The 20,104-nt window shown below is 62.6% G+C and carries 15 protein-coding genes and 1 pseudogene; 6 read left to right on the top strand and 10 right to left on the bottom strand.

What is annotated here, in order from left to right; all coding sequences use genetic code 11:
* Positions 1-367: isochorismatase family protein (locus AAZU54_RS18455; RefSeq protein ID WP_434727486.1), on the bottom strand; the 367-nt coding region annotated here is incomplete at its 3' end.
* 221 nt (positions 368-588) lie between these two features.
* On the opposite strand from AAZU54_RS18455, the gene AAZU54_RS18460 reads away from it, so the two are divergent.
* Complete coding sequence (locus AAZU54_RS18460) at positions 589-1,500, top strand: LysR substrate-binding domain-containing protein (protein ID WP_186552985.1); 912 nt, start codon at positions 589-591, stop codon at positions 1,498-1,500.
* A 220-nt stretch (positions 1,501-1,720) separates the two neighbouring features.
* Positions 1,721-2,983, top strand: coding sequence for an OprD family porin (locus tag AAZU54_RS18465; protein WP_434727487.1), 1,263 nt, complete (start codon positions 1,721-1,723; stop codon positions 2,981-2,983).
* A 53-nt stretch (positions 2,984-3,036) separates the two neighbouring features.
* Here AAZU54_RS18465 and AAZU54_RS18470 read toward each other — a convergent pair whose 3' ends face one another.
* From AAZU54_RS18470 to ycaC, 4 genes are all read right to left on the bottom strand, one after another.
* A complete protein-coding gene (locus AAZU54_RS18470) occupies positions 3,037-4,878 on the bottom strand; it encodes an amidohydrolase (RefSeq protein ID WP_186553235.1) in 1,842 nt (613 codons plus the stop codon).
* 333 nt (positions 4,879-5,211) lie between these two features.
* Positions 5,212-6,030 carry an alpha/beta fold hydrolase gene (locus AAZU54_RS18475; RefSeq protein ID WP_186552987.1) on the bottom strand — a complete coding sequence of 273 codons (819 nt, stop codon included), beginning with the start codon at positions 6,028-6,030 and terminating at the stop codon, positions 5,212-5,214.
* A 53-nt stretch (positions 6,031-6,083) separates the two neighbouring features.
* Positions 6,084-6,650 (bottom strand): antibiotic biosynthesis monooxygenase, encoded by a 567-nt coding sequence (locus tag AAZU54_RS18480; protein WP_186552988.1) that lies wholly within the window; start codon positions 6,648-6,650, stop codon positions 6,084-6,086.
* A gap of 88 nt (positions 6,651-6,738) precedes the next feature.
* Positions 6,739-7,368 (bottom strand): isochorismate family cysteine hydrolase YcaC, encoded by a 630-nt coding sequence (gene ycaC, locus AAZU54_RS18485; RefSeq protein WP_186552989.1) that lies wholly within the window; start codon positions 7,366-7,368, stop codon positions 6,739-6,741.
* 304 nt (positions 7,369-7,672) lie between these two features.
* On the opposite strand from ycaC, the gene AAZU54_RS18490 reads away from it, so the two are divergent.
* The gene (locus tag AAZU54_RS18490) at positions 7,673-8,770 is read left to right on the top strand and encodes a PAAR domain-containing protein (RefSeq protein WP_434727488.1); all 1,098 of its coding nucleotides are present in this window, start codon (positions 7,673-7,675) and stop codon (positions 8,768-8,770) included.
* A gap of 867 nt (positions 8,771-9,637) precedes the next feature.
* The gene (locus tag AAZU54_RS18495) at positions 9,638-11,065 is read left to right on the top strand and encodes a mechanosensitive ion channel family protein (protein WP_186552991.1); all 1,428 of its coding nucleotides are present in this window, start codon (positions 9,638-9,640) and stop codon (positions 11,063-11,065) included.
* Between the two features lie 326 nt (positions 11,066-11,391).
* On the opposite strand, the gene amaA is transcribed toward AAZU54_RS18495, so the two are convergent.
* On the bottom strand, positions 11,392-12,678 hold the full coding sequence (gene amaA / locus AAZU54_RS18500; protein ID WP_434727489.1) for an L-pipecolate oxidase: 1,287 nt from the start codon (positions 12,676-12,678) through the stop codon (positions 11,392-11,394).
* 125 nt (positions 12,679-12,803) lie between these two features.
* On the bottom strand, positions 12,804-14,294 hold the full coding sequence (gene amaB / locus AAZU54_RS18505; protein WP_312152074.1) for an L-piperidine-6-carboxylate dehydrogenase: 1,491 nt from the start codon (positions 14,292-14,294) through the stop codon (positions 12,804-12,806).
* Positions 14,295-14,430: 136 nt separating this feature from the next.
* Here amaB and AAZU54_RS18510 point away from each other — a divergent pair, with 136 nt between their 5' ends.
* Positions 14,431-15,321, top strand: coding sequence for a LysR family transcriptional regulator (locus AAZU54_RS18510; RefSeq protein WP_186552994.1), 891 nt, complete (start codon positions 14,431-14,433; stop codon positions 15,319-15,321).
* Between the two features lie 190 nt (positions 15,322-15,511).
* Positions 15,512-16,906, top strand: coding sequence for a 2-oxoadipate dioxygenase/decarboxylase HglS (gene hglS, locus AAZU54_RS18515; RefSeq protein ID WP_434727490.1), 1,395 nt, complete (start codon positions 15,512-15,514; stop codon positions 16,904-16,906).
* Positions 16,907-16,988: 82 nt separating this feature from the next.
* On the opposite strand, the gene AAZU54_RS18520 is transcribed toward hglS, so the two are convergent.
* The 3 genes and pseudogenes from AAZU54_RS18520 to AAZU54_RS18530 all read right to left on the bottom strand — a co-directional run bounded on the left by AAZU54_RS18520 (position 16,989) and on the right by AAZU54_RS18530 (position 20,093).
* On the bottom strand, positions 16,989-17,858 hold the full coding sequence (locus tag AAZU54_RS18520; RefSeq protein WP_409456900.1) for a methyl-accepting chemotaxis protein: 870 nt from the start codon (positions 17,856-17,858) through the stop codon (positions 16,989-16,991).
* Positions 17,853-18,974 (bottom strand): annotated as a pseudogene (locus AAZU54_RS18525) (Cache 3/Cache 2 fusion domain-containing protein); the annotation flags it as partial. The pseudogene AAZU54_RS18525 and the gene AAZU54_RS18520, both read right to left, overlap by 6 nt.
* 189 nt (positions 18,975-19,163) lie before the next feature.
* Entirely contained in the window at positions 19,164-20,093 is a 930-nt protein-coding gene (locus tag AAZU54_RS18530; RefSeq protein WP_186552997.1) for a LysR substrate-binding domain-containing protein, read from the bottom strand.
* Positions 20,094-20,104: the final 11 nt, after the last annotated feature.

A 20,104-nucleotide genomic window follows, 5' to 3' on the forward strand; every position in this document is an offset into this window, starting at 1 on the left:
GGAAGGCCACGCACACTTCAGTCACCACACCGGCGATGATCAGCTGCTTCTTGCCAGTGGCCTTGACTGCCTTGACGAAGTCTTCGTTGTCCCAGGCGTTGATCTGGCCTGGGCGGGCGATGTACGGGGCATCTGGGAACAGCGCTTTCAGCTCCGGCACCAGCGGGCCGTTGGGGCCTTGCTCGAAGCTGGTGGTGAGGATGGTCGGCAGGTTGAAGAACTTGGCGAGGTCAGCCAGGGCTAGCACGTTGTTCTTGAAGCGGTCCGGCTCGATGTCACGTACCAGCGACAGCAGGCCAGCTTGGTGGTCGACCAGCAGTACGGCGGCGTCGTCTTTGTTCAGGCGGTTGTATTTGAAGTGGGCCATGGTCGTGCTCCTAAAGGGGGTTTTGATGTTTAGTCAGTTGGGTGTTTCGCGTTGATGGGGAAAGATTAAAACCAAGCCCTTTGGCGCACTAGATAGCGAAATTTGCCTTTAGCGTTCTGTTTTACGAACGATGCAGCTATGCTGCGAACGCGGTCCCTGTAGGCGCGGGCTTGCCCCGCGATAGCGCCCGCAGCCCCACCGAATGAACTGGAGCCCCACACGTGGAAGACCTCAACTCGCTCTACTACTTCACCCAAGTGGTCGAGCACGGCGGTTTTGCCCCCGCAGGCCGGGCGCTGGACATGCCCAAGTCAAAGCTCAGTCGGCGCATTGCCGACCTGGAAGATCGCCTGGGCGTGCGTCTGTTGCACCGCACCAGCCGGCATTGCTCGCTGACCGAAATCGGCCAGGAGTACTACCGCCGCTGCCTGGCGATGCGCGTCGAAGCCGAGGGCGCCGCTGAGGTCATCGAACGCAACCGTTGCGAGCCGCGCGGCCTGGTGCGCATCAGCTGCCCGACCACCCTGCTCAACTCGTGGGTCGGGCCGATGCTGACCCGCTACATGCTCAAGTACCCGTTGGTGGAACTGTTCATCGAAAGCACCAACCGCCGCGTCGACCTGCTGCACGAAGGCTTCGACGTGGCGCTGAGGGTGCGTTTCCCGCCGCTGGAAAACACCGACATGGTGATGAAGGTGCTGAGCAACAGCACCCAATGCCTGGTCGGCCAGCCGTCGTTCCTCGAACAACTGCCACAAGGCTTCGATCCACTGCAATTGAGCGAATTGCCCAGCGTGCACTGGGGTAGCGCACAGCGTGAATATCAGTGGGAATTGTTCCAGGGCGAGGACATGAGCCGCAGCATCGTCATCCCGCACACGCCGCGGATGGTCACCGACGACCTTTTTGCCCTGCGCCATTTCGTCGTGGCCGGCGTTGGCATCGCGCACCTGCCGCGGGTGGCGGTGCGCGATGATTTGGCCACAGGGCGCCTGGTCGAGCTGTTGCCGGGCTGGAATCCGCGCTGCGGTATCGTCCATGCGATCTTCCCGTCGCGTCGGGGCCTGTTGCCTTCGGTGCGTTCGCTGATCGATCACCTGGCTGAAGAGTTCTCTTCCAGCGATATGGCCTGAGCAGGCGCTCGGGCAAGCCTGATTGGCTGTCCGTGCTGGCCTCTTCGCGGGCAAGCCCGCTCCCGCAGGTACAGCGTCTCTGCTTGAGTTACGCGCCCCCTGTGGGAGCGTGCTTGCCCGCGAAGAGGCCAGCACCGACGACTCAGATCACCAGCACACCCTTACAAGACAGTTCAGCGTGCCTGCCTCACAGTGCCCGATCATCCACACCGGAGCACCCATGTCTTTCGCATCATCCAGGCCCGCCCGCGCCCTGCTCGTCATGGTCATCCTCGGCCCCGCCCTGAGCCAGGCGGACGAACCGGGCTGGTCGCTGCTCAGCCGCAATTACCTGCTGCACAACGACTACCGCAGCCCGTCGGCCAGCGGCCAGAGCTATCGCCAGGAATGGGCCCAGGGGTTCACCGGCGAAGTGCGCTCAGGCTTTACTCCAGGCCCGCTTGGCCTGGGCGTCGATGCCCACGGGTTTGTCGGCCTCAAGCTCGACGGCGGCCGCGGCCATGCCGGCACCGGCCTGCTGCCGCGTGACAGCGATGGGCGGGCTGAGTCCGCCTACTCCAGCGCCGGTGCCGCCCTCAAGCTACGCCTTGGCAAGACGCTGCTGCGCTACGGCGAGATGACCGTCGAAACACCGGTGTTCGATACCGGCGACAAACGTCTGCATCCCGAATACGCCAGCGGATGGCTGCTGGAAAACAGCGATCTGCCCGACTGGCATCTGCAAGCCGGGCGCTTCACCGCGTTCAACAATCAGGACAACAGCTCCAGCCATGATGATTTCAGCGGCTACGGCGCAACCACCCAAGGGCACGCCATCAGCCTGGCGGGGGCCAGCTACGCGCCCAGCGGGCCGTTTGGCGGCGCTCTGTATGCAGCACAATTGCAGGACACTTGGCGTCAGGCCTACCTCAACCTGAACCTGGCCGAGGGCAACTGGCGCCTGGATGGCAACCTCTACCGTACCCGCGACACTGGCCAAGCCAGCGCCGGGCCGATCGATACGCTCGCCTACAGCCTGGCGGCCAAATACCGCTTCGGGCCCCAAGCGCTGACCTTGGCCTATCAACGGATCGAAGGCGACACGCCGTTCGACTTCGTCGGTGGCGACTCGATCTACCTGGCCAACTCGATCAAGTACGCCGACTTCAACGGCCCCAACGAACGCTCCTGGCAGTTGCGCTACGACCTCGACCTGGCCACCCTCGGCATCCCTGGCCTGAGCCTGATGGGTCGCTACGTCAGCGGTCGCGGCATCGATGGTACGCATGCCCCGGCTGGCGGCGCCTACCTTGGCCAGCAAGGCAAAGGCGGCCGTCACTGGGAGCGTGACCTGGACCTCAAGTACGTGGTGCAGAGCGGCACCGCCAAAGACCTCAGCCTGTCGCTGTCACATGTCAGCCATCGGGCCAACAGCGCCCAAGCCGGGGATGACATCGACCGCCTGTACCTGATCATCGAATACCCGCTCAAGGGTGGTTTCTGAGTCGCCCCTGACAGCACAAAAAAACGGGGGCCATAGTGGCCCCCGATTTCAGATCAGAACGCGAAACACGAACAACCCAACGCACCCCAGAAGCCCTGGAAGTCATTGACCGGCACGCTCGACTGCCGCGCCTTCTCATGACTATGCGCATGCACCCCACAAGGCCCGCTGCATTGGTGCACTGCCGCCACCAGCGAGGGTGTGCCGACGCGCCAGTGCCCTGGAACCTTGGCCACCGGCGACCATTCAGGCAGTACCGGTACCTGCGGTGGACCGAGGCGATCGAATTCGCCCGCCGCGTACACTACCTTGCCGTCGACGAGGGTTAGCACCGACTCGATGCCCTTGATCGCTTCTTCCTCGACGCTGAAGAAGTCCAGCGACAGTGCCGCCAAGTCGGCCAGCTGGCCTACCTTGATCTGGCCCTTCTTGCCCTGCTCGCTGGAGAACCAGGCGCTGCCCTGGGTAAACAGCTGCAGCGCGGTATCGCGATCCAGGCCTTGCGGGTACAGCTCCATTCCACCCACGGTCTTGCCGCTGACCAGCCAGTACAGCGAAGTCCACGGGTTGTAGCTGGAGACTCGGGTAGCGTCGGTACCGGCGCCCACTGGCACGCCCATCTCGAGCATGCGCTTGATTGGCGGGGTCTGTTCGGCGGCCTTGGCACCGTAGCGATCAACGAAGTACTCACCCTGGAAGGCCATGCGGTCCTGGATGGCGATACCACCGCCCAGGGCGCGTACGCGCTCGATGTTCTGCGGGGTGATGGTTTCGGCGTGGTCGAAGAACCACGGCAGGCCGTTGAATGGAATGTCGCGGTTGACCTTCTCGAACACATCGAGCATGCGTGTGATCGATTCGTTGTAGGTGGCGTGCAGGCGGAACGGCCAGCGCTGCTCGACCAGATGGCGCACCACCGGCTCCAGCTCTTCTTCCATGGTCTGCGGCAAATCCGGACGCGGTTCGAGGAAGTCTTCGAAGTCGGCGGCGGAGAACACCAGCATCTCGCCGGCGCCGTTGTGGCGCAGGAAGTCGGTGCCACTGTGCAGCTTGACGCTGGAGGTCCACTTGCGGAAGTCGTCCAACTCTTCCTTGGGCTTCTGGGTGAACAAGTTGTAGGCGATGCGCACAGTCAGTTGGTTGTTGTCGGCCAGCTCCTGGATCACCGAGTAGTCGTCGGGGAAATTCTGGTAGCCGCCGCCGGCGTCGATGGCACTGGTCAGGCCCAGGCGGTTCAGCTCACGCATGAACTGGCGGGTGGAGTTGACCTGATACTCCAGCGGCAGCTTCGGCCCTTTGGCCAGAGTAGCGTAGAGAATCATTGCGTTGGGACGGGCGATCAGCATGCCGGTCGGGTTGCCGAACTTGTCACGCTGAATCTCGCCGCCTGGCGGGTTCGGCGTGCTCTTGTCATAGCCGACCGCCTTGAGCGCGGCGCGGTTGAGCAGCGCGCGGTCATACAGGTGCAGCAGGAACACCGGGGTGTCGGGCGCGGCCTGGTTGATTTCTTCGAGGGTCGGCATGCGCTTTTCGGCGAACTGGAATTCGTTCCAGCCACCGACCACGCGCACCCACTGCGGAGTCGGCGTACGCGCCGCCTGGTCCTTGAGCATGCGCAGGGCATCGGCCACCGACGGCACGCCTTCCCAGCGCAATTCCAGGTTGTAGTTCAGGCCACCGCGGATCAGGTGCAGGTGCGAGTCGTTCAAGCCTGGGATGACCGTGCGCTGCTTGAGATCGATGATCTGCGTGGCGGCGCTCTTGTAGGCCATGGCCTCGGCGTCGCTGCCGACTGCGAGGAAGCGGCCGTCCTTGATGGCAACGGCACTGGCGGTGGGCTTCTCGCGGTCGACCGTGTGCAGTTTGCCGTTGAACAGAATGAGATCGGCGGTCATGGGGGCTCCTTGGGTGGATGCATGGGCGGCACCGGCTGAACCGGCAAAGGGCAGCGCGGACCAAAGCGCACCGGCAGCACCGAGCACGGTGCTGGTGGCGAGGAACTGGCGACGGCTCTTGTCGTTGGGGTCCTGACTCATAAGGGTCTCCGTCTGAAGGCGGCATCGGCAGGCGCGACTGCGGAGCATGCCGCTTCATGCCTGGTGACGATTGGATGGATGTGCTGCGTTGAGGCCTTGAGGCTAGCAACGAAGTGCGTGGGGTGCCGGCTGTGCCGGTGGCAGTTGCGGCCTCTTCGCGTATCGATCGGCGAAGGGCCGCAAGACCGAGGCTTAGCGGGACACGAATGCCAGCAGGTCTTCGTTCAACTGCTGCGCATGAGTGACCGCAAAGCCATGCGGCGCACCGCTGTACACTTTCAACTCAGCCCCACCAATGAGCTCGGCAGCGCGCTTGCCGGTGGTTTCGAACGGCACGATCTGGTCGCCATCGCCATGGATCACCAGGGTCGGCACGTCGATTTTGCTCATATCAGGACGGAAATCGGTTTGCGAAAACGCCGTGACACAGTCCAGGGTGGCTTTCAACGACGCCATCAGGGCGATGTTCAACGTCTGCGTTTGCACCCCCTGGGACACCGTCTGGCCCTGGTTCAGCCCATAGAAGGGCGTGGCGAAATCGGCGATGAACTGCGCCCGATCCGCGCGCAGCCCCGCCTGGATGCCGTCGAACACCGACCCGTCGACGCCATCAGGATTGCTCGGGGACTTGCCGAAGATCGGCGTTACCGCGCCCAGCAATACCAGCCCGGCTACCCGCTGGCTGCCGTGGCGAGCGATGTAGCGGCTGACATCGCCACCGCCCATGGAGAAACCGACCAAGGTCACTTCGCGCAGGTCGAGGTGTTCGATCAACTGGGCGATATCGTCGGCGAAGGTGTCGTAGTCATAACCGGTCCACGGCTGGTCGGAGCGGCCAAAACCACGACGGTCGAAAGCGATGGCGCGGTAGCCACGGCTCGCCAGGAACTCCATCTGCGAGTCCCACATGTCGGCGTCCAGGGGCCAGCCGTGGCTGAACAGCACGGGCTTGCCACTGCCCCAGTCCTTGTAATAGATCGAGGTGCCATCGCGGGTCACGAGCGTGCTCATATCGGTAATCTCCTGAAAATGGGTAGGTAGTTGAACGAGGCAGTCAGCAAAACTCAGCCGCGCAGCCAGTTGGCACAGCGGCGGGTCACCCACGGCATGATGTAGAACACCACCGGCAAGATGACGAACAGGTTGACGATCAGGTTGCCCGCCACTGGCCCGCCCAGGTGCGGGAAGCGGGCGAAAAACGGCGCCAGCAACTGCGGGATGACCATGGTCATTGGGCAGATCACCAGGTAGGTCAGCAGTGCCTGCTTCCAGCGCGGCGGCTGCGCGGCGTTGCTACTCGGCGGGGTGAACCAGAACTCCGGATCCTCATGCACCTGGGTGTGGTCGCCGTCTTCGAGCAACGGCAGCACTTCACTGACCAGCGCCTGGCGCTCGGCTGAGTTGACCCAGGCCTGCAACAGCCCCGCATCGGCAAAGCGCACCACGGTGGTGAAGTGCCGGCCACCGTCGTCTGGGCGAATCACGTTGACGTCCAGATGGCCAGGCTGCAGGCGGGCTGCGGAGACCGCGCGCTTGAGCCAGGCCTCGTAGCGGCTCAGTGATTCGGCGCGGGCCTTGTGCTGGATGACCAGGGTCACCACGTTGCGGTTGTCTTGGGTTGCAGTGTTCATCGGCGTTCCCTGGAGATGAGCGGGCCAAGGCCCACTGTGCGGCAGTGGGCAGGCGCTGGATTGGATCAATGTGCTGTGGGCGGATGATTTACTTGGCGGCAGTCAGCGCGTTGTAGCTGGTCATCAGGTTGCGGTAGTCCGGGATGTGGTTGGAGCACAGCGCAGCCAGGCCTTCGATGTCGTTGCGCCAGTCGCGGTGCAGCTCGCAGGCCACGCCGAACCAGGTCATCAGCTGGGCGCCAGCACGGCTCATGCGGTCGTGGGCGGCGTCGCGGGTCATCTCGTTGAAGGTGCCGGAGGCATCGGTCACCACGAACACTTCGAACTCTTCTTCCAGGGCCGCCAGCGCTGGGAAGGCCACGCACACTTCAGTCACCACACCGGCGATGATCAGCTGCTTCTTGCCAGTGGCCTTGACTGCCTTGACGAAGTCTTCGTTGTCCCAGGCGTTGATCTGGCCTGGGCGGGCGATGTACGGCGCATCCGGGAACAGCGCTTTCAGCTCCGGCACCAGCGGGCCGTTGGGGCCTTGCTCGAAGCTGGTGGTGAGGATGGTCGGCAGGTTGAAGAACTTGGCCAAGTCAGCCAGGGCCAGCACGTTGTTCTTGAAGCGGTCCGGCTCGATGTCACGTACGAGCGACAGCAGGCCAGCTTGGTGGTCGACCAGCAGTACGGCAGCGTCGTCTTTGTTCAGGCGGTTGTATTTGAAGTGGGCCATGGTCGTGCTCCTAAAGGGGGTTTTGATGTTCAGTGAGTTGGGTGTTTCGCGTTGATGGGGAAAGATTAAAACCAAGACCTTTGGCGCACTAGATAGCGAAATTTGCCTTTAGCGTTCTGTTTTGTGAACGATGGGATGTAGCCCCATAGATACATTTCCTAACCTCGCCCGCGATCTCCCCTTGGGCTTGGCTACATCCAAATCTTCAAGCCGCGTAGGACGTTTCTCTATCTGCCCACGCCGGGAAAAATTGCCTCGCCGAGCTGCTAGGTTGCGGACTTTCTGCTTAAGGAAGGCGGGCATCATGAGTCAACGGCTTAACATCTTTGGCAAGGGTCAGGGCCTGGACGGCGACCTCACCAGCACCGGCGCTCGCTGCATCGCCAGCCGCGCGCGGGGGCAGGTTCATGCCATTGCCTGGCTACTCGAAGGGGACAAAACCACGCCCTGTCCTCGGTGCGGCATCGAGGGCACGATCATCCGTGGCGAATCACGTTGGCGGCAGGACGACATTCCCACTGCCGTAGATGGCTCACTGGTGCAGTGCGGCTGTCCATTAGGCCTCAACTATGTGGTAGCGCCCCTTCATCAGCGGCCCGCACCCAAGAGCGCCGTCGCCACTCAGACTTATGCACCCTCATTCGGCTTTGCGCCGCGCGCCTCTGCTCAACATGCTTTCAACACCTTTGCCCGGGACACCTCTCCCGCGCCAGGCCTTGAGCCAGGTTTTCACATTGTTCAGTACAGCCAGTCGTTCGATCAGTTACTGGACCGGCTGGCCATTCACGACAGACTGCTGATCAAGCATCTGCAGCGTCTCAATCCAAACTTTGCGCAGGGTTTCAAAGCCGGCGAGATCTTCGTCATTGGCGACCCCAACAACGGCCATATGTGCACCCGCGAGGAACTGCACCTGATGGAAGCGGCGGACCTGGCGCGCGATAGCCTGGCCAGCTTGAGCGACGGCGAAGCCGATTTCATGATGCGCCATCAGGCCGAGATCGCTGGGTTGTTGAGCGATGTGAGCCTGGCGATGGGAGTAAGCCAAGCGATGATGGCCAAGTCGCTTGAAGAATTGAAAAATACGCTGAACTACATAGAGAAATTGCACCAACAGCAGTTCTCCAAGCACGGCCATCTGCGAAGCCCGGAGTTTTTTGCGGAACGCAAAAAACTCTTCAAACAGTTGGATGTAAAACTGAGGATGAGTTTTCTCAACAAGACGATGGATTTAGGGGGTCATCACGGATTACGTCGAGATCTTGGTATTTCGAGCAAAAGCCTTGTGCATCACTGGTCCAAAGCAGGTGGACCGAGTCAGATACCAGGGTATACAACGCATCTGGTAAGCTGGCACGTATCTCAAAATACCTTGAGCGCGGAGGTCAAGTCGGAATTGTGATTGGCGCAGGCGCTTCTCTATTAAAGGTGCAGGAGGTCTGCAGAGCCGGGGAAACTGCAGCGTGTCGAAAAGTCAGGTTTACGGAAGCTGGCAGTTTTGCTGGAGGGCTAGGAATGGGTGCCTATGCTGGTGCCTTGGCCGGCGATCTAACCACTGTTGCCTGCTTCGGTCTCGGCCCGATCAGCGCTACTGTGTGCGGGATAGTTTTGGTGGGTGCCGGATCTCTGACTGGCGGCTACATAGGCATGTCAGGAGGAGAGTCCATCGGTGAATTTATTTATGAGGTAACCGAGCCATGAGCACATGGCCAACTCATTGGAAACTCGTATTTCTCCTCACCCCGTGGATCTTACTTTACGTGGGTTTAGCAATCACGGCGGGATTAGCCTGGAGCAAAAAGCTAGAGACCATGCTCAATGCTCTACCCAGCAGTGAATGGCTGAAACTTCAGGTGCCGATTTGGCGGTGCTTCGGTCTAAGGGGAAGATACATTCTAACGGCAATGATAGCGGGGTTACTCACCTGGCCGGTAAAACAACTGCATATTCGCAAAGGTAAGTTAAACAATGAGGATGTTGATAACTTCCCCAGAAACCTTAAATTTCAATTATTAACAGGCAAATACCTTACCTATCTAGGGGGAACGCTTTGCATTATTACAACATGCGTATACAGGATAAGTAAGGAGGGCTAAATATAGCTTTGCCATGCCAAAGTCGCGTGAGCATCCCTGCTCCCACAATGGGCTGGGTTAGTACCGCGACAAGGCAGGCATCGGCCCCGCACCATGATCAGTACGATCCCCTATTGCTTGTCCACCCCACCTGCTCTTTACTAGCCAAAGCCCTCCCCCGCTCCGAGACCGTCATGCTGGCTTTCATCCAGTCATACCCGCTGTTGCTCGGCACTTGCCTGATCTTCCTCGACCTGCTGCTGTGGCAGTTGATCCCGCTCCAGCGCCAGCCCTGGCGCATCGCTACGCGGCTGGTGATCTTCCTGCTGTTCAGCTGGGTATTGCTGGCCGCCGGCATGAGCCCACTGCAACCGCCGCCGTGGGCCGATGATGTCTCGCGCAATTTGATGGCGACGGTACTGGCGATTGGCTGGTGGCTGTTCGGTGCACGCACGGTCACGGTGGTGTTCGGCCTGCTGCTGGTGGCGCGCGGCAGTCATGGCGGGCGCTTGCTGCAGGATGTGCTGGGGGCGTTGATCTTCCTGGTGGCGGTGGTGGCGGCAGCGGCGTATGTCATGCAACTGCCGGTCAAGGGCCTGCTGGCGACCTCGGGGGTGATGGCCATCGTTATCGGCCTGGCGTTGCAGAGCACCCTGAGCGATGTGTTTTCCGGGATCGTGCTGAACACCACCCGGCCCTATCAGATCGGCGACTCGATCTCGATCGATGGCACTGAGGGCAAGGTGATCGATATCGATTGGCGGGCCACGCGCATGATCACCGGCAGCGGCAGCCTGGCGGTGATCCCTAACTCGGTGGCAGCCAAGGCCAAGTTGCTCAACCACAGCCGACCTGCCGACCGCAACGGTGTGTCGATCAGTGTGGTGGTGCCGGCCAAAGTCCGCCCCAAGCGGGTATTCGATGCCTTGGAAAAGGCCCTGCAAGGGACGTCGGCGCTATTGGACAACCCCGCCCCCAAGGTCACGGTGAAAGCCTCGACGCTTGAGTCAGTGGAATACGAAGCCAGCGGGTTCATCGCCGATATGGCGCGCAAGACCGAAGTGCGCAACCAGCTGTTCGACCTCGCTCACCGTCATCTGGAAGCCACTGGGGTGATGTGGAACGTCGACCTGGCCGTGGCGCCGCGCAGTCGTCAGCGCGAGTTGCTCGACGAGGTGCGGGTCTTCCGCTCGTTGAGCAGTGAGGAGCGCGATGCGCTGAGCCAGCGCATGACGGCCATGGAGTACCTGGCCGATCAGGTGATCCTGGGCGTGGGTGAGCGTTCCGAGCATGTGTTGGTGATTGGCAGCGGCGTGGTCTCGGCCTCGGTGCGCGATGGCGAACGGCTGATCGAGGCTGGGCGCATGGGGCCAGGTGAGGTGCTGGCGATCGAAGGGTTGGTCGATGACGAAGACTCAGCGGTGGAGTTCCGCACGCTGACCGGTTGCGTGCTGTACCGCATCGACAAGGAGCAGGTCCGCAGTTGCCTGGTCGAGCGCGGCGAGGTGCAGTCGGCGCTGACCAAACTGCAGCGCTTCCGTCGACAGAGTCGAGAGTCACTGTTGATGCAGAAACCTGCGGTGGTGAAAAAAGGCGGCTTCCTGAGTTGGCTGCACAAGTGACTGTGTGTCAGTACTGGCCTCTTCGCGGGCAAGCCCGCTCCCACATGGAACGCACAGACCTTAACTATTGTGGAGGGCCTCTAGGGGACGGCAATCACTGTTGATGCATCAGCAGACGGTGAAGAACAAAGGCGGTTTCCTGAGTTGGCTGCACAGTTGAGTGTGCCAACGGGTTATCAGGCGTGGGAGCGGGCTTGCCCCGCGATAGCGGCAGGGATTGCCCAGATGGCGCCTGTTCTGCCGCCATCGCGGGGCAAGCCCGCTCCCACGACCTGCTCCCACGAGCTGCTCCCACGACCCACTACTGGGACGCAACAGACCTCGCCTTAGAGCACCACCCGCAGGCACTGCCCCGCGTGGTACAGCGAGAAGCCCGACTCGTAGAAAGCCGTGCGCAACGACGGCGCGCTGACCGCCTTCATCGGCGAGAACGGCACCGGCAAACTGTCCGGGTCGTCTTTGAGCAGGAACTCGGCAAACGCCCGTCCGATCACCGTTCCGGTGGTGTTGCCACGGCCGTTGTAGCCCGTCACCGCCACCAGTCCTGGGGCCGGTTCGAACAGGCGCATCAGGTGGTCCGGGGTGAAGTCGATGCAGCCCGTCCAGTGCATCTCCCACTCGACCTTGCCCAGCTCCGGGTAGTAGTGGCTCTGGATGCGATCGGCCCAACTACGCACGAACCAGGCTGGCTTGTTATCGACCCGGCCGAGGCTGCCAAGCAGCAGCCGGCCCTGGTCGTCACGACGAATGCTGCTGAGCACGGTGCGGGTGTCCCACGAGCCCTGGCCATGCGGCAGCACCTTGTCGGCAGCCGCACCCTGCAAGGGCGTCGAGGCGACCTGGTAGTAGTAACCACGGAAGAAGTGCTTCTGCAGATTGCTCCAGTCGCCTTCGGTGTAGGCGCCGGTGGAAATCACCACCTTGTCGGCGCGTACCGAGCCGCGCGCGGTCTTCACCCGCCAGCCATCACCCTCGCGCTCCAGGCCTTCGACCGAGGACTGCTGGAACAACTTGCCGCCCAAACGCGCCACGGCGCCAGCCAGGCCTTGGGTGTAGCCCATGGGGTTGATGGTGCCGGCGCGGCGGTCGAGCAGCGCGGCGGAGATCTTGTCGGTACCGCAGTATTCCTGGCATTGCGCGCCGGTCAGCAACTCGACATCGGCGCCACGCCGGGTCCATTGCTGGTGGCGAGCCTCAAGGTCGGCGATGCCGGTGGCGTTGTGCGCCATGTGCAGAGTGCCTTGGTGCTGGGCCTGGCAGTCGATGCCAAGCCGCTCGATCATGGCGAACACTTCGCCAGGCGCATCGCCCAAAGCCTTGTTCAGGCGGCTACCCTGCTTGTGGCCCAAGGTGGCCTCGACGTCATCGGGGCGGATCCAGGTGCCGGCGTTGACCAGGCCGACGTTGCGCCCCGAGCCACCGTGGCCGATCTTCCAGGCCTCAAGCAAGATCACCGACTTGCCCTGTTCGAGCAGATGGATCGCGGCGGACAGGCCTGTGATGCCGCCACCGATCACACAGACATCGGCCTGGTGTTCACCAGCCAGGGCCTGGCTGGCGACGGTAGGCTTGGTGACGAATTCCCACAAACATTCTTGACGCAATTGGGGCATGACCGGCTCCAGCATATTGTTCTTATTGCGGGTCGGGCCGCGTAGGCCCTATCGCGGGTCAAGCCGCGGCGGTGCGCCGCTGCGACTTTTCCCACGAACGGGGGCGATGGCCCCGCCTACGATCATCAGTCGAACACAATCCCTTGCGCCAGCGGCAGCTCACGCGAGTAGTTGACGGTGTTGGTCTGGCGACGCATGTAGCCTTTCCAGGCATCCGAACCGGATTCACGGCCGCCGCCAGTCTCTTTCTCGCCACCGAATGCGCCGCCAATCTCTGCGCCGCTGGTGCCGATGTTGACGTTGGCGATACCGCAGTCACTGCCCGAGGCACTCTGGAAGCGCTCGGCTTCGCGGATGTCGGTGGTGAAGATGCACGAAGACAAGCCTTGTGGCACTTCGTTGTTCAGGCGCAGCGCCTCTTCGAAATCGTCATAGGCCAGCACGTAGAGGATCGGCGCGAAGGTTTCGTGACGGACCACGTCGCTCTGCCCAGGCATCTCGGCGATGGCCGGCGAGACGTAGTAGGCATTGGGGTACTCGGTGGCCAGCTGACGCTCACCGCCAAACACCTGGCCGCCCTCGTCGCGGGCCTTGGCCAGCGCTCCTTGCATGGCATCGAACGACTGCTTGTCGATCAGCGGGCCCACTAGGTTGTTCTCGCGTGGATCACCGATGCGCACTTTGCCGTAGGCGGCTTTGACGCGGGCCACCACTTCGTCCTTGATCGAGCGATGGACGATCAGCCGGCGCAGGGTGGTGCAGCGCTGGCCGGCAGTGCCGACAGCGGAGAACAGGATGCCGCGCACGGCCAGGTCCAGATCGGCGCTCGGCGCGAGGATCATCGCGTTGTTGCCACCGAGTTCAAGAATGCTGCGGCCAAAACGTGCAGCCACCCGTGGGCCGACTTCACGGCCCATGCGGGTGCTGCCGGTGGCGCTGACCAGTGGGACACGCACGTCATCGACCAGTGCTTCGCCGGCTTCGCGGCCGCCAATGACCAGCTGGGCCAAACCTTCAGGGGCATCGCCAAAGGCTTTCAGGGCTTTGTCGAACAGCGCCTGGCACGCCAGGGCGGTCAGCGGGGTCTTCTCCGAAGGTTTCCACACCACGGCGTTACCGGCGACCAGCGCCAGCGCGGTGTTCCATGCCCAGACCGCGACCGGGAAGTTGAAGGCGCTGATCACGCCGACCACGCCCAGCGGGTGCCAGGATTCACGCATGTGGTGGCCAGGGCGCTCGGAGGCGATGGTCAGGCCGTACAGCTGGCGCGACAGGCCTACGGCGAAGTCGCAGATGTCGATCATTTCCTGTACTTCACCCAGGCCTTCCTGAGTGATCTTGCCGGCTTCGACCGAGACCAGCTCACCGAGGTCGGCCTTGTGTTCGCGCAGCACTTCACCGAACAGGCGCACCAACTCACCGCGACGCGGGGCCGGCACACTGCGCCAGGCTTCAAAGGCAGCATGGGCCTGGTCGATGCGCGCAGTGGTCTCGGCCTTGCCGAGCAGCTTCACCGTGGCGATCTGGCTACCATCGATCGGGGTGTGAACAGGGTAGTCGCCCTGGGTGTAAGCCTGGGCAGCGACGCCTAGACGCTCGAGCAATGCAGCAACCATTGTGCTTCTCCTACATCGGGTGAAGGGTGGTAAAGGTGATGTGGATCAGTATTAATCCGATCACAGCGGTGCAACAAACGACCTTTATTCCGCATATCATTCCCTCAGCTCATGATCCCTTGCCATAGAGACTGCTATGTCCAAACGTCTGGTGCCGTCGATGACGGCCCTGCAGTGCTTCGAAGCCGCAGCCCGTCACTTAAGCTTCACCCGCGCCGCAGAAGAACTGCACCTGACCCAGAGCGCGGTCAGCAAGCAAGTCGCGCAGCTCGAAGAGATGCTGCGCAATCACCTGTTCCTGCGTATTCGTCGGCGCCTGCAACTGACGCCGGCCGGCAGCCTGTACCTGGCCGAGGTGAACAAGATCCTCAACCAGGTCGACATGTCCAGCCGCTACATCCTGACCTATGGCGAGCAGACCGAGATATTGAAGGTAGCCACTCAGCCGAGTTTTGGCGTGCGCTGGTTGATTCCGCACCTCAAGGGTTTCGGTAAACGCCACCCGAACATCCACCTGGATATCCGCAACGAGATGGAGCCGTTCTCGCTGCTGCAAGGCTCTGCCGATGTGGTGTTCTTCTTTGGCCAAGGCACCTGGCCGGGTGCAACGTGCGTGGAGCTGTTCCGTGAAGAGGTGGTGCCGGTGTGCGCGCCAGAGCTGCTACAGGGGCGCGAGTTGACCGATGCGGCGCAGGTGGCGGAGTTGGTGCTGATGCAGAGTGCGTCGCGGCCAGAAGCATGGCATGAGTGGTTCCTGGAACAGGGGCTGCATACCGATAACAGTTACCACGGGCCGCGCTTCGATACGTTCTATATGGCCTTGAGTGCTGCGCAGGCAGGCTGTGGGGTGGCGTTGGTGCCGCGCTATCTGGTGGAAAAGGAGCTGGGCGATGGCAGCCTGGTGATTGCCTGGAATCATGCGATGCGTAGCCATGGCGCGCATTACCTGGCGTTTGCCGAGCACGCGGCAGAGGTGCCGAAAGTCAGGGCGCTTGTGGAATGGACCCGAGAGCAATTAACGGGTTGAACGGATGTGGGCAGCCATATTGCAATCGCGGGGCAAGCCCTACGCTTTATCACGTGGGAGCGGGCTTGCCCCGCGATAGGCCCTCAAGGTCAATCAAAAAGGGAATGACACCTCTACTTTTTTTCGCTTGTGGCCCATGTGCATTCCCCGCTTTCATGTAACGGTCCCATTCACCATCAGGAAGCTTGCGATGCCCGCCCATGATTTCGTCAGCCCAGACAGCATCCGCGCGCAGTTCTCTGCCGCCATGTCGCTCATGTACAAACAGGAAGTGCCCCTCTACGGCACGCTGCTGGAGCTGGTAAGCGAGATCAACCAGCAGGTCATGCAGCAGCAGCCGCAGGTCGCCGAGGCCCTGCGCTGGACCGGTGAAATCGAGCGGCTCGACCAGGAACGCCATGGCGCCATCCGCGTCGGCACTGCTGCCGAGCTGGCAACCATTGCCCGTCTGTTCGCAGTCATGGGCATGCAACCGGTCGGCTACTACGACCTAAGCTCGGCGGGTGTACCGGTGCACTCCACTGCATTCCGCGCGGTGCACGAGCAGTCGCTGCATGTCAGCCCGTTCCGGGTGTTCACCTCGCTGCTGCGCCTGGAGCTGATCGACAACCCGCAACTGCGCGCCCTGGCCGAGAGCATTTTGGCCAAGCGACAGATCTTCACCTCACGTGCACTGGAGCTGATCGCCCAGTGCGAACGCGATGGTGGCTTGAGTGCAACTGACGCCGAGGCGTTCGTCAGCGAAGCGCTGCACACCTTCCGCTGGCACCAGGACGCGACCGTCACCGCCGAGCAGTACCAGCAACTGCACGACCAGCATCGCCTGATCGCCGACGTGGTGGCGTTCAAAGGCCCGCACATCAACCACCTGACCCCGCGCACCCTGGACATCGATGCGATCCAGGTTGGCATGCCGGCCAAGGGTATTCCGCCCAAGGCGGTGGTCGAAGGCCCGCCCACCCGCCGTCACCCGATCCTGCTGCGCCAGACCAGCTTCAAGGCGCTGCAAGAGAAGGTTGCGTTCAGCGATCAACAGGGTAGCGAGGGCAGCCACACCGCACGTTTCGGCGAGATCGAACAGCGCGGTGCAGCATTGACCCCAAAAGGCCGCCAGCTCTACGACAAGCTGCTCGATGCCACCCGCGCAGCGCTGGGTGGCGTGCCTGCCGAAGCCAATGCCGAACGCTACCGCGCATTGCTGGCACAGACCTTTGCAGCCTTCCCCGATGACCTGACGCAGATGCGTGAGCAGGGCTTGGCGTATTTCCGCTATTTCGCCACCGAGAAGGGCTTGGCCGCACGCGATCAGGCCGAGCGACCGAGCGACCTGCAAGGGCTGATCGATGCCGGGCATGTGCATTTCGAGGCGTTGGTGTACGAAGACTTCCTGCCGGTGAGTGCGGCGGGGATTTTCCAGTCCAACCTGGGCGACGATGCGCAGGCGGAGTACGGCAGCAATGCCAACCGCGAGGCCTTCGAAGCGGCGCTGGGGTTGCAGGTGCAGGATGAATTGGCGCTGTATGCGCAGAGTGAGCAGCGCTCGTTGCAAGCGTGTGCGCAGGCGTTGAACCTGGGCTCGTTGTAAGCCCAAGGACCGCTATCGCGGGGCAAGCCCGCTCCCACGCAAATTGTGGGAGCGGGCTTGCCCCGCGATAGTGTCAGGTCAATCAACCACCAACCCGAAACCTATCGACTTCCTGGCGCAGCTGCGCCGCCAACCCTTCCAACTCCCGCGCAGTGGTGGCCAGCTCATTGGCCACATCACGCTGCTCACTGTTGGCCTGGGCGATGCTCTGCAGATTGCGGCTCAGTACGTTCGCCGTACTGCTCTGCTCCTGGGTCGCGGTACTGATCGCGGCAAACTGCTCGCCCGCGCTGCGGCTCTGTTCATCGATACGCGCCAGGGCATCAGCCACCTTGTCATTGCGCTCCAGGCCTTCCTGCATCAGGCGGTTGCCCTGCTCCAGGGTGCTGATGGCATGCCCGGTCTGCTGCTGAATGCTGCCAATCATCGCGGAAATTTCATCGGTCGCCGAGCGAGTACGCGCAGCCAGGCCACGCACTTCATCGGCAACCACGGCAAAGCCACGGCCCTGCTCGCCCGCGCGGGCGGCTTCGATGGCGGCGTTGAGCGCGAGCAGGTTGGTCTGTTCGGCGATGGCGGTGATCACACCAACGATGCCGCCAATTTCCTGCGAGCGCGCTCCAAGGGTGTCCATCACCTCGGCAGTGCCACCCAAGGCATCGGCAATCTGGCGCAGCGAGGCCGACGCTTCGTCCATCGCCGAGCGCCCCACCCTGGTGTGCTGGACGTTGTCGCGGGCCATGCGCTCGGTGCCGGCCATGTTGTCGGCGATGTTCATCGAGGTAGCGCTGAACTCTTCCACCGCGCCAGCCATGCTGGTGATCTCGCCCGACTGCTGCTCCATGCCCTCACAGGCGCCGGAGGACAATCCGGCCAGCGAACGCGCGCGGCCACTGACTTGCTCGGAAGCGCTGCGGATGTGCTCGACCATGGTCGACAGCGCATCACCCATCTGGTTGAAGCTGCGCGCCAGCTGGCCGATCTCGTCATGGCTGCTGACGGCCAGGCGCGCACTCAAGTTACCCGCGCCCAAGGCTTCGGCCTGACGCACCAGGTCACCCAGTGGGCGCAGCTTGCGCCGCAGCAGGAACAACGTCGCGGCCACTGCCAACAGCATGGCCAGCAGGCTGCCGATGGCCAGGCGCAGACCGACACTCCAGGTGACGTCGCGGATTTCCGCTTCAGGCATGCTCGCCACCACAGTCCATGGGCCTTCGGCAAACGGCATCGCAACGCTGAACACCTGCTCCTTGCCACTGGCCCAGAAGCTGCCGCTGCCCGGCTGCGCCGCCAGTGCCTTCACTGCGTGTGCAGCGCTGTCGGGGTCGCGTACATCGGCCGGCTGGACCAACCATTTACCCTGCTCGTCGAGCAGCGCCAGCGAGCCGGTGTGGCCAATGCGAAAACGCTTGAGATTGGCCAACTGGGCGTTCTGTGCGTCGGTGTAGTCGAAGCCGACGAACAGCACGGCGATCACCCGCCCGCCGCCATCGCGCACCGGCACGTAGCGGGTCATGTAGTTGCGTTCGAACAGCAGCGCCCGGCCGACGTAGGTCTGCCCGGCCATCAGCTTGGCATACGCCGGGTGCTGGCGGTCGAGCTGGGTGCCGATGGCGCGGCTGCCGTCCTGTTTGGTCAGCGAGGTGCTGATGCGAATGAAGTCGTCGCCGCTGCGCACGAACAGCGTCGCGACCCCAGCGGTCATCTGCTGGAATTCGTCGACTTGCCGGAAGTCGTTGTTCAGCAGGTGCTCGCCCAGGTACAGGGCCGGGGTAGCCTGGCCTGCGACGTTGACGGTTTCTCCTGCGTGCAGCGCCAGGCCAGACGCGAAGCGGCGCTCGAACAGGCCGCTCAGGCGCTGAGTGTTGTCCTTGAGCGAACCGTGGAAGGTATCGAGCTGGTCAGCCAGCAGCCGCGCTTCGCTGGCCAGGTGTTCCTGGCGGGTGGCGAGGTTGGCGCTGTCCAGCGAACGCAGGGCGAACAAGGTACTACCGGTGATGACCAACGCCAGCACGATGGCGAGGGCGATACCGAGTTGCGAGGCAATCCGGGCACGGGGTTCAGACATGAGGAAGCTCCTGGCAAGAGGCCGGGATCATCCTGATCACGCTGACCGCCCACTTCGATCTACGGGGAAACGCATCCTCTAGCGGGACGCTGGTGCCACTGAATCGGCGTCGTGGGCGAATACTTGAGTGTCGGACCGGGAGATTCGCAAACGTTTTCGACGCAGTAGGGCTCGCTCCCAGGCGTTTTGTCAGGCGCCCGCCGATAGGATCTGCACATCCGGCAGATCCATAGCCGCTGCCTCTTCCTGCAAAAACCCACTGAGCCGGCGCAAGCGCTCGCCACCCGGTCGGGTCCGTGGCCACACCAGGTAGTAATCCATGCCGCTGGCCACTGCCGTCGGCCACGGCAGGCTTAGCCGCCCCTGCGCCACATCCTCGGCCACCATCAGCAAATCGCCCATGGAGATGCCGTAGCCACGCGCCGCGGCAATCATCCCCAGCTCCAGGGTATCGAACACCTGCCCGCCCTTGAGCGAGACCTTGTCGCTCAGCCCCATGCGCGCCAGCCAGCTGCGCCAGTCGCGTTTGTCCGGGGTTGGGTGGAGCAGCTCGATACCGGCCAGGCGCCGCTCATCCCACGGCCCCTCCTTGAGCAGCTCTGGCGCGCCGACAGGGATCAGCAGCTCCGAGAACAGCCGGCGCACTTCCCAGTCCGCAGGGAAGACGCCATCACTGAGCAGCACCGCGCAATCGAATGGCTCCTGATTGAAGTCCACATGATCGACATCCATCCAGGCACTGGTCAGTTGCACCTCGTTACCCGGCTGCAGGTGGCGAAAGCGGCTCAGCCGTGCCAGTAACCAGCGCATGGTCAAGGTCGAGGGGGCTTTCATGCGCAGAATGTCATCTTCGCCGCGCAAGGTGTCGCAGGCTCGCTCCAAGGCGGCAAAGCCATCGCGCACCCCCGGCAACAGCACCCGCGCAGCCTCGGTCAGTTGCAGGCTACGGCCGCTGCGCACGAACAAGCGACAGGCGAAGTGCTCCTCAAGGGTACGGATATGCCGGCTGACTGCACTCTGGGTGATCGACAACTCTTCGCCCGCACGGGTGAATGAGCTGTGCCTGGCTGCGGCCTCAAATGCGCGTAGCGCATACAACGGAGGAAGCTGACGGGACATTTCGCACCTAT

Source organism: Pseudomonas sp. Je.1.5.c (assembly GCF_051129895.1).
In the GTDB taxonomy this organism is placed as follows: Bacteria; Pseudomonadota; Gammaproteobacteria; order Pseudomonadales; family Pseudomonadaceae; genus Aquipseudomonas; species Aquipseudomonas urmiensis.

What these genes read in the sequence shown, in the direction of transcription:
- AAZU54_RS18465 (WP_434727487.1), top strand. Translation starts at nt 1,721, where the DNA reads ATGTCTTTCGCATCATCCAGGCCCGCCCGCGCCCTGCTCGTCATGGTC.
- AAZU54_RS18470 (WP_186553235.1), bottom strand. Translation starts at nt 4,878, where the DNA reads ATGACCGCCGATCTCATTCTGTTCAACGGCAAACTGCACACGGTCGAC.
- AAZU54_RS18475 (WP_186552987.1), bottom strand. Translation starts at nt 6,030, where the DNA reads ATGAGCACGCTCGTGACCCGCGATGGCACCTCGATCTATTACAAGGAC.
- AAZU54_RS18480 (WP_186552988.1), bottom strand. Translation starts at nt 6,650, where the DNA reads ATGAACACTGCAACCCAAGACAACCGCAACGTGGTGACCCTGGTCATC.
- ycaC (WP_186552989.1), bottom strand. Translation starts at nt 7,368, where the DNA reads ATGGCCCACTTCAAATACAACCGCCTGAACAAAGACGACGCTGCCGTA.
- AAZU54_RS18490 (WP_434727488.1), top strand. Translation starts at nt 7,673, where the DNA reads ATGAGTCAACGGCTTAACATCTTTGGCAAGGGTCAGGGCCTGGACGGC.
- AAZU54_RS18495 (WP_186552991.1), top strand. Translation starts at nt 9,638, where the DNA reads ATGCTGGCTTTCATCCAGTCATACCCGCTGTTGCTCGGCACTTGCCTG.
- amaA (WP_434727489.1), bottom strand. Translation starts at nt 12,678, where the DNA reads ATGCCCCAATTGCGTCAAGAATGTTTGTGGGAATTCGTCACCAAGCCT.
- amaB (WP_312152074.1), bottom strand. Translation starts at nt 14,294, where the DNA reads ATGGTTGCTGCATTGCTCGAGCGTCTAGGCGTCGCTGCCCAGGCTTAC.
- AAZU54_RS18510 (WP_186552994.1), top strand. Translation starts at nt 14,431, where the DNA reads ATGTCCAAACGTCTGGTGCCGTCGATGACGGCCCTGCAGTGCTTCGAA.
- hglS (WP_434727490.1), top strand. Translation starts at nt 15,512, where the DNA reads ATGCCCGCCCATGATTTCGTCAGCCCAGACAGCATCCGCGCGCAGTTC.
- AAZU54_RS18520 (WP_409456900.1), bottom strand. Translation starts at nt 17,858, where the DNA reads ATGGGTGATGCGCTGTCGACCATGGTCGAGCACATCCGCAGCGCTTCC.
- AAZU54_RS18530 (WP_186552997.1), bottom strand. Translation starts at nt 20,093, where the DNA reads ATGTCCCGTCAGCTTCCTCCGTTGTATGCGCTACGCGCATTTGAGGCC.